The 14,029-nt window shown below is 71.2% G+C and carries 14 protein-coding genes; 4 read left to right on the top strand and 10 right to left on the bottom strand.

The genetic code is table 11. The features are described 5' to 3' along the window. Positions 1-110: 110 nt before the first annotated feature. The 8 genes from AS850_RS12610 to AS850_RS12575 are packed head-to-tail and all read right to left on the bottom strand — an operon-like array spanning position 111 to position 8,093. Positions 111-1,520 (bottom strand): 8-oxoguanine deaminase, encoded by a 1,410-nt coding sequence (locus AS850_RS12610; protein ID WP_119869441.1) that lies wholly within the window; start codon positions 1,518-1,520, stop codon positions 111-113. Further along, positions 1,520-2,299: a nucleoside phosphorylase gene (locus AS850_RS12605; protein ID WP_164088454.1), complete on the bottom strand. Its 780-nt coding sequence runs from the start codon at positions 2,297-2,299 to the stop codon at positions 1,520-1,522. The genes AS850_RS12610 and AS850_RS12605 overlap by 1 nt, the downstream gene beginning before the upstream one ends. Next, positions 2,296-3,300: an adenosine deaminase gene (gene add / locus AS850_RS12600; RefSeq protein ID WP_216819746.1), complete on the bottom strand. Its 1,005-nt coding sequence runs from the start codon at positions 3,298-3,300 to the stop codon at positions 2,296-2,298. Before add ends, AS850_RS12605 begins: the two co-directional genes overlap by 4 nt. Further along, the gene (locus AS850_RS12595; protein ID WP_164088453.1) at positions 3,297-4,265 is read right to left on the bottom strand and encodes a nucleoside hydrolase; all 969 of its coding nucleotides are present in this window, start codon (positions 4,263-4,265) and stop codon (positions 3,297-3,299) included. The genes add and AS850_RS12595 overlap by 4 nt, the downstream gene beginning before the upstream one ends. Continuing rightward, complete coding sequence (locus AS850_RS12590) at positions 4,262-5,155, bottom strand: ABC transporter permease (protein ID WP_119869438.1); 894 nt, start codon at positions 5,153-5,155, stop codon at positions 4,262-4,264. Before AS850_RS12590 ends, AS850_RS12595 begins: the two co-directional genes overlap by 4 nt. Continuing rightward, positions 5,155-6,045: an ABC transporter permease gene (locus AS850_RS12585; protein WP_119869437.1), complete on the bottom strand. Its 891-nt coding sequence runs from the start codon at positions 6,043-6,045 to the stop codon at positions 5,155-5,157. The genes AS850_RS12590 and AS850_RS12585 overlap by 1 nt, the downstream gene beginning before the upstream one ends. Then, entirely contained in the window at positions 6,038-6,880 is an 843-nt protein-coding gene (locus AS850_RS12580; RefSeq protein WP_119869436.1) for an ABC transporter ATP-binding protein, read from the bottom strand. The genes AS850_RS12585 and AS850_RS12580 overlap by 8 nt, the downstream gene beginning before the upstream one ends. Before the next feature lie 4 nt (positions 6,881-6,884). Beyond that, positions 6,885-8,093, bottom strand: a complete 1,209-nt coding sequence (locus AS850_RS12575) for an ABC transporter substrate-binding protein (RefSeq protein ID WP_216819744.1) — start codon at positions 8,091-8,093, stop codon at positions 6,885-6,887. 103 nt (positions 8,094-8,196) lie between these two features. Here AS850_RS12575 and AS850_RS12570 point away from each other — a divergent pair, with 103 nt between their 5' ends. Continuing rightward, positions 8,197-8,793: a TetR/AcrR family transcriptional regulator gene (locus AS850_RS12570; RefSeq protein WP_164088452.1), complete on the top strand. Its 597-nt coding sequence runs from the start codon at positions 8,197-8,199 to the stop codon at positions 8,791-8,793. Between the two features lie 67 nt (positions 8,794-8,860). Then, the gene (locus AS850_RS12565; RefSeq protein ID WP_119869434.1) at positions 8,861-10,273 is read left to right on the top strand and encodes an NtaA/DmoA family FMN-dependent monooxygenase; all 1,413 of its coding nucleotides are present in this window, start codon (positions 8,861-8,863) and stop codon (positions 10,271-10,273) included. Here AS850_RS12565 and AS850_RS12560 read toward each other — a convergent pair. Then, positions 10,228-10,959, bottom strand: coding sequence for an HAD family hydrolase (locus AS850_RS12560; RefSeq protein ID WP_119869433.1), 732 nt, complete (start codon positions 10,957-10,959; stop codon positions 10,228-10,230). The two genes, AS850_RS12565 and AS850_RS12560, sit on opposite strands and share 46 nt — an antisense overlap. Before the next feature lie 239 nt (positions 10,960-11,198). Here AS850_RS12560 and AS850_RS12555 point away from each other — a divergent pair, with 239 nt between their 5' ends. Both AS850_RS12555 and AS850_RS12550 read left to right on the top strand, forming a co-directional pair. Next, on the top strand, positions 11,199-11,681 hold the full coding sequence (locus tag AS850_RS12555; protein WP_164088451.1) for a MarR family winged helix-turn-helix transcriptional regulator: 483 nt from the start codon (positions 11,199-11,201) through the stop codon (positions 11,679-11,681). A 53-nt stretch (positions 11,682-11,734) separates the two neighbouring features. Next, positions 11,735-12,871, top strand: coding sequence for a sensor histidine kinase (locus AS850_RS12550; protein ID WP_123955509.1), 1,137 nt, complete (start codon positions 11,735-11,737; stop codon positions 12,869-12,871). Between the two features lie 63 nt (positions 12,872-12,934). On the opposite strand, the gene AS850_RS12545 is transcribed toward AS850_RS12550, so the two are convergent. Further along, positions 12,935-13,960: a LacI family DNA-binding transcriptional regulator gene (locus AS850_RS12545; protein ID WP_119869430.1), complete on the bottom strand. Its 1,026-nt coding sequence runs from the start codon at positions 13,958-13,960 to the stop codon at positions 12,935-12,937. Positions 13,961-14,029: the final 69 nt, after the last annotated feature.

The following is a 14,029-nucleotide window of genomic DNA, read 5'->3' as shown; positions in this document are numbered from 1 at the left end:
ACTCCTGGTCGAGAGGGGGAACTGCGGAGGCGCAGCACCGCAGCACTGCGGTCCGCTTCACCCTAGGAGAGTCGAGCCCGAGGGGCTAGACCCTGCGGCAGACCCTGCGGCTAGACCCTCGCCGCCAGCTCCCGTGACGCGCGCGCGGCGGCCTCGGCGAGCAACCCCTCGTCGGCGCCGGCGAGCGCACCCCCGTCGACCACCGTCTCGCCGCCGACCCAGAGCCGCGCGACCGGCGGCAGCGCACCGAGCCCGAGAGCGGCCACGGGGTCGGCGATGCCGGCGAACTCGACGCCGTCGATCCGCCACAGGGCCAGGTCGGCGAGCTTGCCGACCTCGATCGAGCCGAGGTCGCGCTCGCGACCGAGCACGCGCGCGCCCCCGATGGTCGCGAGGCCGAGGCCGTCGCGGACGGAGAAACCGTCGGCTCCGGCGCGCAGCCGGTTGAGGAGAACGGCCTGCCGGATCTCGCTGCCGAGCTGCCCCGACTCGTTCGAGGCGGACCCGTCGACGCCGAGACCGACCGGGACACCGGCTCGCAGGAGCTGCGGCACCGGCGCGATCCCGGCCGCGAGTCGCGCGTTCGACGACGGGCAGTGGGCGACGCCCGTGCCCGTGGCGGCGAATCGGGAGATGGCGTGGTCGTCGAGGTGCACGCAGTGGGCCATCCAGACGTCGTCGCCGAGCCAGCCGAGATCCTCGAGGTACTGGGTGGGCGTCCTGCCGAACCGTTCGAGGCAGAAGGCGTCCTCCTCGACGGTCTCCGAGCCGTGCGTGTGGAGTCGCACGCCGAGCGAGCGACCGAGGACGGCGGCCTCCCGCAGGAGGTCCGACGTCACGGAGAACGGCGAGCACGGGGCGATCGCGATCTGCACGCGGGCGTCGGCCGACGGGTCGTGGAAGCGCTCGACGGCGTCGGCGGAGGCGAGGAGGGCGGCATCGGTGGTCTCGACGGCGAAGTCCGGCGGCAGGCCGCCCTGCGAGGAGCCGAGGTCCATGGAGCCGCGGGTGGCGTGGAGGCGGACGCCGACGGCTCCTGCCGCCCGGACGATGCCGGCGAGGATGTCGCCGGAGCCCTGCGGGAAGACGTAGTGGTGGTCGCCGACGGTCGTGCACCCCGAGCGGGCCAGGACCGCGAGGGCGGCGGCGGCGCCGGCCTCCACGAGGGGCTCGTCGATGCGCGCCCAGGTCGGGTAGAGGGCGACGAGCCAGTCGAACAGGATGCTGTCCTGCGCGATCCCGCGGGTGAGCCACTGGTAGAGGTGGTGGTGGGTGTTGATCAGGCCGGGCGTCAGCAGGTGGCCGCGGGCGTCGACCCGCTCGACGGAGACGGAACCGGAGACGGAGCCGGAGCCGGAGCCGCCCCCGGGCATCCTGCCCTCCACGGCCCAGGCCGGTGCCGGCCCGTCGCCCACCGCGACGATGCGCGAGTCGTCGACGACGACGTGTCCGCCGTCGAACTCGCGGGAGGACCGGTCGACGGTCGCGACGTACGCCCCCTCGACGACCAGGCGCCGCATCACAGCTCCAGGGCGACGGCGGTCTCGAGCGCGACCTCGATGGAGCGCATCCAGCCCTCCTGGAGCTTCTTCTTCGTGTCGCCGTAGACACTGGCTCCGGTGACGAGGTTGCTCGACGCGGCGCAGATCATGCCGGCGCGGACGCCGCGCTGCCGGGCGACGACGTAGAGGGCGCTGCTCTCCATCTCCACGTTGAGGATCCCGAGGCGGTTGAGCTCTCCGATCCACTCCGGGCCTTCGGCGTAGAACGCGTCGTCGCTGGCGTTGAGACCCGAGTGGACCGACCAGTCGGCTCCTTCCGCCATCGCGCGGGCGATCGTGTCGAGCGACATGGTGATGCGCAGGTCGGGGACGGCGGGGTAGCCCGGGTGCACGTAGGCCGCGGTCGTCCCGTCGTTGCGGAGCGTCCCTTCGGAGACGAGCAGGTCGCCGGGTTCGACGCCCTCCTGGAGCCCGGCCGACGAGCCGACCCGGATGAGCGAGGTGACGCCGACGCGGATCAGCTCCTCCGCCGCGATCGCGGTCGACGGGCAGCCCATGCCGGTGGAGGTCGCGGTGATCCGTCGGCCCTTGTAGGTGCCGACGAGGGTGCGGTGCTCGCGCTGGTGCGCCACCTCCGTCACGTCGGTGAGGAACTCCGCGACGAGCGGCACCCGGAACGGGTCGCCCGGCAGCAGCGCCACGGTCGACACCTCGCCCGGGGCGACGCCGATATGGTACTGGCGCTCGCCCAGGCCGACGGCGGACTTGTCGACTCCGGCGAACCCGTCTCCGCTCACGCGAGCCACGCCGCGATGTCCGACTTCGCGCGCTCCTTGAGCGCCGCCGAACCGCCGCCGCATTCGACGGAGCTCCACGCGCAGGCGGCGAGCTCCTCGTCGGTGAGGGCGAGGACGTCGCGGGCGAGCTGGTACTCGGCCAGGATGTTCGGGCCGAAGAGGATCGGGTCGTCGGCGTTGATCGAGCACCGCACCCCCGCGTCGAGCAGCTGGCGCAGCGGGTGGGCGTCGATCTCGTCGATCACCGAGAGCAGGAGGTTCGAGGTCGGGCAGACGTCGAGGCAGATCCCGTCGCGCGCGAGGCGCGCCATCAGCTCGGCGCTCTGGACGGCCGTGACGCCGTGCAGGATCCGGTCGGCGCCGAGCGCGTCGAGGGCCGCCTCGATCTGGTCGGGCCCGGCGAGCTCCCCGGCGTGGGGCGTCGAGAGGAGGCCGGCGTCCCTCGCGATCCGGAACGCCTCCTCGTAGCGCTCGGCCGGGTTGCCGCGCTCGTCGTTCGCGAGTCCGAGGGAGACGACCCCGCGGCCGGCGAAGGCGGCGGCGAGGCGGGCGAGCTCGTTCGCGTCGGCGACGCTCTCGGTGCGGTCGACGGTGATCATGAGGCCGACCTCGACCCCGAGGCGGTCGCCCGTGGTCCGGCAGCGGTCGATCATCGCCTCCAGGGCCTTCTCGGCGGACCCGAAGGTCTCCGTGTAGAACTGCGGGCTCGCCCCGAACTCCACGTAGACGACGCCCTCGCGGGCGCAGTCCTCCAGCGACTCGTCGATGAGCCGGTAGAGGTTCTCCTCCCGGGCGAGGACGGCGAGCATCCCGCGGTAGGTGTCGCTGAACTGCGTGAAGTCGTCGAAGTCCTTGATCATCGGTACGACGATGCCGAGCTCGTCGCCCATGGCCGTGAGGGTCTCGGGCCGGATCGCCGCCTCCATGTGGAGGTGGAGGTGCGCCTTGGGGAGGGCGGTGAGGTCGCGGACGACCGTGTCGGTCTCTGTGCCGGTGGTCAAGCGGGGGCTCCTTGGATCAGGCTGTCGAGGAAGGCGGGGAGGAAGCGCGCGGTGTCGACCGCCGTCACGGCGATCGTGTCCGGGGTCTCGTCGATCGGCCACGCGACCGGGTCGCCGGAGGCGGTGCGCATGACGCGCGCTCGGGTCGCGAACCCGTCGTGGGTGATGTTCACGGGGCCGGTGACGCTCGCGGCGATCCACTCGGGGTGGAGCATCAGGGCCGCGGCGAGACCGTCGTGGACGGGGCTGATGCGTCGGCCCCACGCGAGCTGGTAGAAGTCGTGGTAGGTCGCCAGGATGCGCGCGGCGAACTCGCCGGTCGGCGTCCCGGACGACGTCAGGGCCTCGACGGCACTCTCGTCGGTGATGGCCGTCGCCGTGGCGTTCACGCCGACCATGAGCCTCCTGGTCGCCTCCGCAGCGAACACCTCGCGCGCCGCGGGCCCGTCGTTCTGGATGTTGGCGTCGATCATGTCGGTGAGCCCGGGCCGGGGGAAGGGGCCGGAGCCGCCCATGACGGTGATCGAGCGGAAGAGGGTCAGGAGGCGCGGTTCGATCCTGAGGGCCGTGGCCACGTTGGTGAGGGGGCCGAGGGTGAGGAGGTCGATCTCGCCGGGGTGCGTGCGGGCGACGCGGACGAGGTGGTCGGCGGCGGTCTCGTCGAGCAGGTGGTCGGGCATCCTGCGGTCGTCGATCACGTCGCCGAGGCCGTCGTGACCGTGGACGTAGTGCGCGATGTGGGCCTCGGACTCGAGCGGTCCGGAGGCGCCGCGCGCGACGGGCACGGAGGCGCGACCGGTGAGGCGGAGCACGTGACCGATGTTCTTCAGGGCGTCGTCGATCACGCAGTTGCCGTAGACGGCCGTGATGCCGACGAGCTCGACGTCGGGCTGGGCGGCCAGGTAGAGCAGGGCCAGCGCGTCGTCGATCCCGGTGTCGGTGTCGACGAGGATCCTGCGGGTCACTTCGCCGCGGCCTTGCCCGCGTTCGGCCCCCACTTGGCCAGGACGGCCGCCTCGATGAACGTCGTCACCGTGTAGAGCAGGATCGACACCAGGGTGATGAGCACGACGATGGCCCAGATCTGCCCGTACTGCGACTGCGACTTCGCCGTCGTGATGGCGGCGCCGAGGCCCTGGTAGGTGAAGAGCCACTCGTAGAGCATCGCTCCGGTGATGGCGCCGGGCACGGCGATCCGCATCGACGCGAAGAAGTAGGGCAGCGCGGTCGGGATGGCGACCTTGCGCATGATCGTCCAGCGGCTCCCGCCGTAGACGCGGATGAGGTCGACCGACTGAGCGCTGACGGACCGGAAGCCGAGGGTGAGGTTCACGAGCAGCGGGAAGAACACGACGACGCCGCCGATGAAGCCGGCCGTCACGAGGCCGTTGCCGAAGACGAGATAGATGACGGGAGCCATCGCGAGCAGCGGCACCGTGCGCATCAGCATGGCGATCGGCATGAACATGAACTCGATCGGCCGGATCAGGGTGAAGACGACCGAGATGACGATCGACGACCCGACGCCGAAGACGAAGCCGATGGCGGCGTGCCCGAGGGTCACGCCCAGGAGGCCGAAGATCAGGGTGCGGTTCTGCGCGGGCGTCGTGAGGCTCAGCGGGTTCTGCACGAAGAACCACCGGTAGACGTCGAGCGGCGTCTTCGCGATGAAGGCGTTCGCGTGGAGCACGACGATGGCGAGGTTCCAGAGGATCACCAGCACGACGACCGAGATGGCGATCGTCACGAGCGAGGTCAGGATGCGACGGCCGATGTACTTCGCGGTCGAGCGCGCCGACGTGCTGACCGCGGGGGCCGCGCTGCGGGGGCGGGAGACGGGGGCGGTGGTGGCCATCAGAAGCCTTCCCCGGCGCGGCTGTCGCCGGCCGACCACGGGGTGACGAGCCGTGCGATGCGGCCGATGACGAAGTAGGCGATCCCGGCCACGCCGCCGCAGATCAGGGCTAGCGCCCAGAGCTTCACCGACGAGGCGGTCGCCTGGGCGGCCTGCAGCAGGATGCCGAGACCCGAGTCCACCCCGAGGAGGAAGTACTCGCCGAGCACGGCCCCGAGGAACGCTGCCGGAGCCGCGAGCTTGAGGGCGGCCAGGATGCTCGGGAGCGCCGCGACGAAGCGGACCTTGATGAGCTGGGTCAGCCGCGAGCCGCCGTAGGCGCGGATCACGTCGAGCTGCGTCTCGCTGGCCGCGTTCAGCCCGAGCAGCGTGCCGATGACGGTCGTGAAGATGACGCTGAGGGCGGCCAGGAAGATGGAGGTGCTGCGGCTGCCGGCGGGCGACATGAGGGTCACGATGGGCGCGATGGCGGTGAGCGGGATGCAGGAGCAGACGACCGCGAGCTGGGTCGACATGCCCTCGAACCACGGCAGCAGCAGCACGAGGAAGGCGAGGAAGAACGCGATCAGGTTGCCCCAGAGGTAGCCCCAGACCGCCGACATGCCCGTCACGCCGATGGCGCGCCAGTACACGAGGTCGTTGAGGTCGTGCGCGAGCTGGACGAAGACGTCGAGGGGCGGTGGCACGGAGCCGGTGACCCGGAAGAACGTCACCGCGACGATCTGCCAGGCGACGAGGATGACGACGATGCCGAGCAGGGCCCCCGCCCAGGCGGGCATGGCGTGGAGGCTGCCGAGGAACGAGCGCCTCGCCGGCCCCCGCGCGGTCTCGGCGTCGAGCGCGATGCTCTCGCCCAGCTCGCGCTCGGTCTCGCTGCGGAGGTCAGTCATCGGTCGCCGTCCCGTGAGCCCCGAAGAGGATCTCCGAGATGCGGTCGACGTAGGCGTGGAACTCGGGCGTGCGCGTCAGCTCGGGCAGGCGGGGTCGGGGGAGGTCGATCTCGACGACCTCGGCGATGCGGCCGGGTCGCGACGACATGACGGCGACGACGTCGGAGAGGAAGACGGCCTCGGAGATCCCGTGCGTGACCATGAGCGTCGTCGCGGGCTTCTCACCCCAGATGCGCAGGAGCTCGACGTTCATGCGCTGACGGGTCATGTCGTCGAGGGCGCCGAACGGCTCGTCGAGGAGCATGATCGTCGGCTGCACCGCGAGGCACCGGGCGATCGAGACGCGCTGGCGCATGCCGCCGGAGAGCTGCGCCGGCTTGGCGTTCTCGAAGCCCTTGAGGCCGACGAGGTCGATCAGGTCGTCGATGAGCCCCGCGGGCGGGGTGATGCCGGCCACCTCGAGCGGCAGGCGGATGTTCTTGGCGACGCTCCGCCAGGGCAGGAGCGCGGAGTCCTGGAACGCGATGCCGGTCTCGTGGCCGCGCTGCACGTCGGCGGCCGACTTGCCGTTGACGACGACGGTTCCGGAGCTCGGGTTCTCGAGGCCCGCCAGGATGCGGAGGATCGTGGACTTCCCGCATCCCGACGGGCCCAGGAGGGTCAAGAAGGAGTCCTTCTTGGTGCCCAGGTTGATCTCGGACAGGGCCTGGACCGACTTGCGTCCCAACTGGAAGGTCTTTGTGAGCCCCTGGATGTTGATGCCGGTGGCGAGCTCCGGCTGGGAGGCCGGGCTGCTCGTCGCTGTCGTGAGGATCGTGCTGGGCGAGGGTGTCATGGTGTCAGGCCGTCGGGATCGTGAAGGTGGTGATGAGGTCGGGGTTCTCCTTGTAGACCTCTTCGATGATGCTCATGTCGAAGAGCTTGTCGGCCGTGATGGTCGTGCCCATCGCCTTGAGGGAGGAGATGTTCTCGGCGATGAGGGCGTCGGTCATCGTGAAGAGACCGTTCTTGTTCACGTCGTCCGTGAGGATCAGCGTGTTCTGCGCGGTGGCCTCGGCGACCTGCTCGGACTTGTCGAGGTCCTGGTCCTTGCCGTACTTCGACACGGCGTACTCGGCGGACTGCTCGGGGCTCTTGACGGCGTCCGACCAGCCCTGGATCTCGGCCTTGAGGAAGGCCTTGAGCACGTCGCGCTTGTTGTCGATGGAGTCCTGGGTGACCGTGAAGGTCTCCGCCACGAACGGGAGGCCGTTGTCGGCGAACCCGAGGACGACGGGCGTGAAGCCGTCCTTCTTCGCGAGGATCGGCTCGTTGGTGATGTACGACACGTGCGCATCGTACTTCCCGGCCTCCAGGGGCGCGATGTCGTACTGCGTCGCGACGAGGGTGACGTCGCTCGCGGAGAGGCCGTTCGCCTTCAGGAAGCCGGCGAGGATCGTCTGGTTGCCGCCGGACTGGACGCCGATGCGCTTGCCCTTGAGGTCGGCGACCGAGCTGATCGGCGTCTTCTCCTTGAGGGAGAGGAGGCAGAACGGGTTCTTCTGGAAGGTCGTGCCGATGATCTTCAGGGCGGCGCCCTGGGCGATCGACGGGGCCGTGATGGAGGGCGACGAGAGGCCGACGAGCGCCTGGCCCGCGAGGAGGGCCTCCTCGGCACCGGTCTGGCCGCCGCCGGCGAGGAGGGTGACCTCCTTGAAGCCCGCCTTGGTGTAGTAGCCCTTCTCGGTGGCGAAGTACTCGCCGGCGAACTCGATGTTCTTGATCCAGGAGAGCTGCAGGGCGATCGTGCCGAGGCTGCCCGCGGCCGCGGGGCCGGAGGCGGCGGCGCTCGACGAACCGCCGGTGGCGGCGGAGTCGCTGCAGGCGGCGAGGAGCGCCGTGGTGCCGGCGACGAGGCCGACGGTTCCGCCGAGGCGGAAGAAGGCGCGGCGGTCGAGGTCTTTCTTCAACACGGGCGGGGCGGAGAACGCGCTCATGGACACTCCAGGTGGGATCGGGTGGGGGAGGCGGACGACGGCGGTGAACGAGAGAGCGTTTCGCCAGGTCATCCGTGGACTGTGATGCCCGCAAAACTAGACCGCGATTGTTACCCCCACATTTCGGGGGTGTTGCCTTCAGCGCATGGCCGTCCGACCCGTTACCGTCGAGCGCATGACGCGAACAGTTCCGGCCGACACCGTCGACCGTCGCGAGCGCCTCCTCGAGCAGATCGTCGACTACGTGCTGGAGAACGGGATCGCTCAGCTCACCCTCCGGAGTCTGGCGACGGCCGTCGGGTCGAACAACCGCATGCTGCTCTACTACTTCGGCAGCCGCGAGGAGCTCGTGGTCGAGGCGCTGCACGGTGCCGAGACGCGGTTCCCCGGGATGGCGTCGCTCTTCGTGGGGCTCGACGACCGGGCCGTGCCCCTCGGGGACCGCCTCGACCGCGTCTGGCGGGTGGTCTCGGATCCTGCGAATCTGCCCTTCCACCGTCTCTTCTTCGAGATCTTCGGGCTGGCGGGGTTCGAGCGGGAGCGCTTCTCGACGCTGCTGGGCCTGATCGGCTCCGAGTGGGTCGACGCGGTCGCCACCGCGTTCCGCGTCTCGGGAGTCGGGCCGGAGCGTTCGCTCCTGCTGGCCCACGAGACGGTCGCGATGTGGCGCGGGTTCCAGGCGACGCTCCTCACCGGCGGAGACGCAGGAGTCGTCGGCCGGGTCGCGGACGACGCGCTGCGGTCGATCGTGGAGCGCGCCCGAGTCGACTAGGGAACGGCTGTGTTAAGAGTCTGTTTCGCGCCTGGTCGACGAGTGAACCATTTGGTTCACTGAGGCCATGAAGCAGATTCACTTCGGCGTCTTCGAGGTCGCCGGTCCCCAGGTGGGCGGCACGTTGAGCTGGTCCCACCCCCGCAGCGACTCCCTCCGCTACCACGAGCTCGATCTTTGGATCGGGATGGCCAAGCTCCTCGACCGGGCGGGATTCGACTTCCTGTTCTTCGCGGACGGCTTCGGCTATCCGACGATCGCGGGCGACCTGCCCGAGATGGCGGCGCGCGGCGGCATCAACTTCCCGGGCATCGACCCGGCCGTCATGATCCCGACGCTGGCGCGCGAGACCGAGCGGCTCGGCTTCGTCGTGACGTCCTCCACCGGGCTCGACCACCCGCTCCAGACGGCGCGGCGGTTCGCGACCCTCGACCACCTGACGGACGGCCGGATCGGCTGGAACATCGTCACGGGAGCGTCGCAGAACACGATCGCCGAGCTCTTCGGGCACGGGACGATGCGCAGCCACGACGCGCGCTACGACCAGGCCGACGAGTACGTCGACCTGGCCATGACCTTCTGGGAGGGCTCCTGGGAGGACGACGCTTTCCGCGGCGACCGCGAGGCCGGCGTACTGGCCGATCGCGACAAGATCCACCGCGTCGAGTTCGAGGGCGAGCACTTCCGCTCCTCCGGCTACTTCACCGTCACCCCGTCCAAGCAGCGCACCCCCGTCCTCTTCCAGGCGGGGACCTCGGCCCGCGGCCGCGCCTACGCCGCCCGGAACGCGGAGTGCGTCTTCGTGCAGGGGACGACCATCCCGCACACGAAGGCGAACGTCGCCGACATCCGCGCCAAGGCCGCCGAGAACGGCCGCGACCCGCAGTCGATCAAGATCCTCGTGGGGCTGACGGTGGTCGTCGCTCCCACCTCGGAGGAGGCCCAGGCCCTCCGGAAGTCGTTCGACGACCTGCAGACCGACGAGGTCGTCTCGGTCCTCTACGCCGGCAACACCGGCATCGACCTGCTCGCGCTCGACCCGGACCGCGACCTGACGCAGCTCCAGGACGACGGCGGCCCGGTGGGTCAGATGGGTCAGACCAACATCGAGCGGTTCCTGCCAAAGGACGGCAGCGCCGCTCCGACCGTGCGCGAGATCCTGGACGATCTCCGGGGCAAGGGCACCCGCGGTCTGCAGCTGACCGGCAGCACCACCGAGGTGGCCGACGCCCTGGAGCACCTCGTCGACGAGACCGATCTCGACGGATTCCTGCTCGAGCCCCTGTTCGGCACGGCCGACCTTGAGGACTTCGCCACGCTGGTCGTCCCCGAGCTCCGTCGCCGCGGCAGGATGCCCGCGGAGGCCGCGACCGGATCGCTCCGCGAGCAGATGCTCGAGAGGCCCGGCCCGCACCTGTCCGAGGACCACCGGGGTCACGCGTTCCGCGTCACCCCGGCCCAGGAGGCGATCGCCGGGTAGAGGCCCTCGATCGTCGGCGCCCGGAACGTGGGCGTCGCGCCCGCAGGAGCCGCGAACCGCTCGATCAGGGCGGTGACGGAGCCCTGCGCGAACGCGGGCTCGAGGTCGTTGCGCCAGATGTCGCCGACGCTGAGGAGTCGCTCGGGGCGGGCGGGCGGCTCTTGCTCGGCCCGGAGGCCCTCGAGGATCGGCCCCATGCCGGCGGGCTTCCCCGCCGACGCGACGACGCGGAGGATCACGCCGTCGAGTCCGAGGTGCGCGAGCTGCTCGCGGACCCCGGTCTCCGGGGCGTTGGTCACCAGCACGACCTCGACGTCGCCGGGCAACGACGCCAGCAGGTCGGCGAGGCCGGGCGGCGCCCAGGTCGGGACGGCCCCCGCGGCGAGGGCGTCGCGGCTGCCCGCGTAGGCGGCGGACAGGTCGGCGTCGGTGACGCCCAGGGCGCGAGCCGCCCGCTCGGCGGCCGCGTAGCCGTCGGCGGAGCCGTCGACGGCCGCCACGAGGACGTCGTCCGGGATGGCGTCGGTCTCGCCGAGGAACCAGCGCAGGGTCCGGCCGACACCGTTCGCGCGGCCCTCGCGGGCGAGGGCCGCGTCGAGGAGCTCCGCGTAGGCGAGGACGGGGCCGTCGCCGAGGCAGACGGTCCCGTCGAAGTCGAGCACGAGGATCGGGTGCGCCGGGGTCATGCCCCCATCTTCCCGCGTCGGCGGGGCTCGCCCCGGACGGGTCGCGGGGGAGGTCGCTCGATCGCGGCGGCCGCGCGCTATCCGTGCGCGATCCGTGCGCTTTCCGGACAGCGCTCGGCCCCAGTGAGGGGGCGAATCCCCCTCCGGACGCCGCGGGTGCGGGAAGATCGTCCTGGCGGGACACCGGCACGGATGCCGTCCTGCCGCTCCGACCCGACCACCTCGGAAAGATGAAGAACGTGCAGACCACGGACGGTGCCACCCCCGACCTCGACGCCCTCGTCGCGGCGTACTCCGCGCTGCAGCGGCAGAACGTCCGCATTACAACGATGGCGGCCGAGCACTTCTCGATCGGGCCCACCGACCTGCGCGCCCTCATGTACGCCGCCTGGAACGTCCACCTGACGCCGAAGCAGCTCGCGGACTCGCTCGAGCTGACGACGGGGGCGACGACGAGCCTCATCGACCGGGTCGACCGGGCCGGCCTCCTGGAGCGGAGACCGCATCCCACCGATCGCCGGAGCGTGACGCTCGAGCTCACCGACCTCGGGCGCGAGGCCGTCGACTTCGTCACCCAGACCTACCGCGCCGCCTTCGTGGACGCCCTGCCCGCGTCGGACCACGTCGCGATCGCCCGCGCCCTCCGACTCATCGCCGGCTCCCTCGAGACGATCCTGACGACCGCCCCCGGCGACGTCCGCGCCGAGGGAGAGGGCTCCTGAGCTCCACCACCCTCAGCACCGGCGGCGCGGCGCAGCGCTTCAGCAGCGTCGGCATGGAACGCATCCTGGCGCGCTCCATCGCGGTGATGTGCGTCGTCTTCGGGGCGCAGGGCATCCCCTTCGCCCTCATGCAGGTCCCGGTCACCGTGCCCCTGTGGTCGTGGGGCACGATCGTCCTCCTCTACGGCGGCTTCGTCGCCACGGCCGCACTCGGTCTCCTCGGCCGTTCGGTGGGTCTCGTCGGTCGCCTCGTCCCGATCGTCTATCTCGCCGCCCTCATGACCTGGCCCCTGGCCGTCCGCTCGCAGGATGCCCTGGGTCACGACACCCCGTGGCTCTGGTACGTCTGCAACCTCGTCCTCGCCGTGGCCGCCGTCGCGTACTCCCGACCCGTCGCGACGGCGCTGCTCGTCGCGGTCCCCGCGTTCTACGCCCTGATCCGCACGACGGCCGTCGGCGGGGGAGTCTCGCTCGGGGACGCCGCGCTCGGCAGCCTCTACGTGCTCCTCCTCGGTGGCGGCGTCCTCATCCTGGTGACCCTGCTGCGTCGGGCGGCCACGGAGGTCGACGGCGCCCAGAACGCGGCGGTGGAGCGCTACGCGAGCGCCGTCCGCGAGCACGCCATCGAGGTGGAGCGCCTGCAGGTCGACTCGATCGTGCACGACAGCGTCCTCACCTCCCTGCTCTCCGCCTGGCGCGCGGAGACGCCCCGGCAGCGGGTTCTCGCCACGGTGATGGCGACCAACACGATGGCGCAGCTCGACGAGTCGATCGGGCAGGCGCCGTCGGCGGGCCCGGCGACGCTCTCGTCGCTCCGCGAGCGTCTCCTCCTCGTGGCGGAGCAGATGGACGTGGAGCTGCGGTACGACCCCGGCTCCCTCCCTGCGACGGAGATCCCCGTGGACGCGGCCGAGTCGATCCACTCGGCGACGGTCCAGGCGCTCGTGAACAGCTTCCAGCACGCGGGCGGACCGGAGGTTCCGCGCTGGATCGCGCTCTACGCGCGGGCCGGCGGGATCCTCGTGGAGGTGGGCGACGAGGGCGCGGGCTTCGACCTCGACACCATGACCGAGGGGCGCCTCGGGGTCCGCGTCTCGATCCAGGCGCGCCTCCGGAACGCGGGCGGAGAGGCCGACGTGCAGTCGTCGCCCGGCCTCGGCACCGTCATCTCGCTCGCCTGGCCCGCCTGAGCACCGGCCGCCTGAGCACCGGTCGCCCGAGCACCGGCCGCCCGAGAGCCGGCCACCCGAACGTCAGGCCGGGGGAGCCGCCGCGCTGTCGCGCACGACGAGACGCGTCGGGATGAGCGTCGACCGGGGCGCCTCGCGCCCGGCGATCTCCTCGAGCAGCACCGTGATCGAGTCGCGGCCGACCTCGTCGAACGACTGGTGGACCGTCGTGAGCGGCGGCCAGAACGAGTCGCTCTCGGCCATGTCGTCGAAGCCGACGACGCTGAGGGTGCGGGGGACCTCGCGGCCCAGTTCGTGACAGGCCCGCAGGATGCCCAGGGCGGTCTGGTCGTTCGCGGCGAAGACCGCCGTGATGTCGCTCCGGCGGGCGATCTCCAGGCCGACGCGGTACCCGGTCTCCGTCGACCAGTCTCCCGGGAACGTCGGGGGCACACGTCGACCAGCGGCCTCGAGAGTCTGTCTCCAACTCGTCTCGCGACGCTGCGCCGAGTAGGAGCCCTGCGGCCCGGTGACGTGCCAGACGGTCTCGTGACCGAGGTCGAGCAGGTATTCGGTGGCGAGGCGGGCGCCCTGCGCCTGGTCGGTGTCGACCACGGGGCGGTTCGCCGCGCCCGTCGAGTCGAGCACGACGACGGGGATGTCCGAGGGGAGCACGACCTCGCTCTCGTCGACGATGTGCGACTCGATGACGATGACGATTCCGTCGACGGCCTGCTCGCTGAGGCGGTCGAACGCGGTGCTGACGTCGCCCTGGGTCCAGCGGCGGACCGGGAGGAGCGTGACGGTGAAGTCGGCCTCGGCCGCGGCTCCGGCGATCGCCTCGAGGGTACGCGTGTTCCCGTACGACGACAGCGAGAACATGATCACGCCGATGGTGTGGAAGCGGCCGGAGCGGAGGGCGCGGGCGGCGCGGTTGGGGCGGTAGCCGAGCGTCGCCATCGCGTCGCGGACGCGCGCCGCGGTGTCGGGCTGGACGTTGTCGAGTCCGCGGACCACCCGGGAGACGGTCTGCATGGAGACGCCGGCCGCGCGGGCGACGTCGGAGGCGGAGACGGCCCGGTGGGGCGTGCCGAGGACGTTCTCGACCATCTTCTCTCCGCTCGGCTGGACGATGTTGACGTTGACATGCTAGCGTCCCTCCCGAGATGTTGACGTCAA

Origin of the sequence: Frondihabitans sp. 762G35 (genome assembly GCF_002074055.1) — a bacterium.
Lineage (GTDB): Bacteria > Actinomycetota > Actinomycetes > Actinomycetales > Microbacteriaceae > Frondihabitans.
The sequence above is the reverse complement of the archived record's forward strand: the minus strand, read 5'-3'. Positions and strand labels throughout refer to the sequence as shown.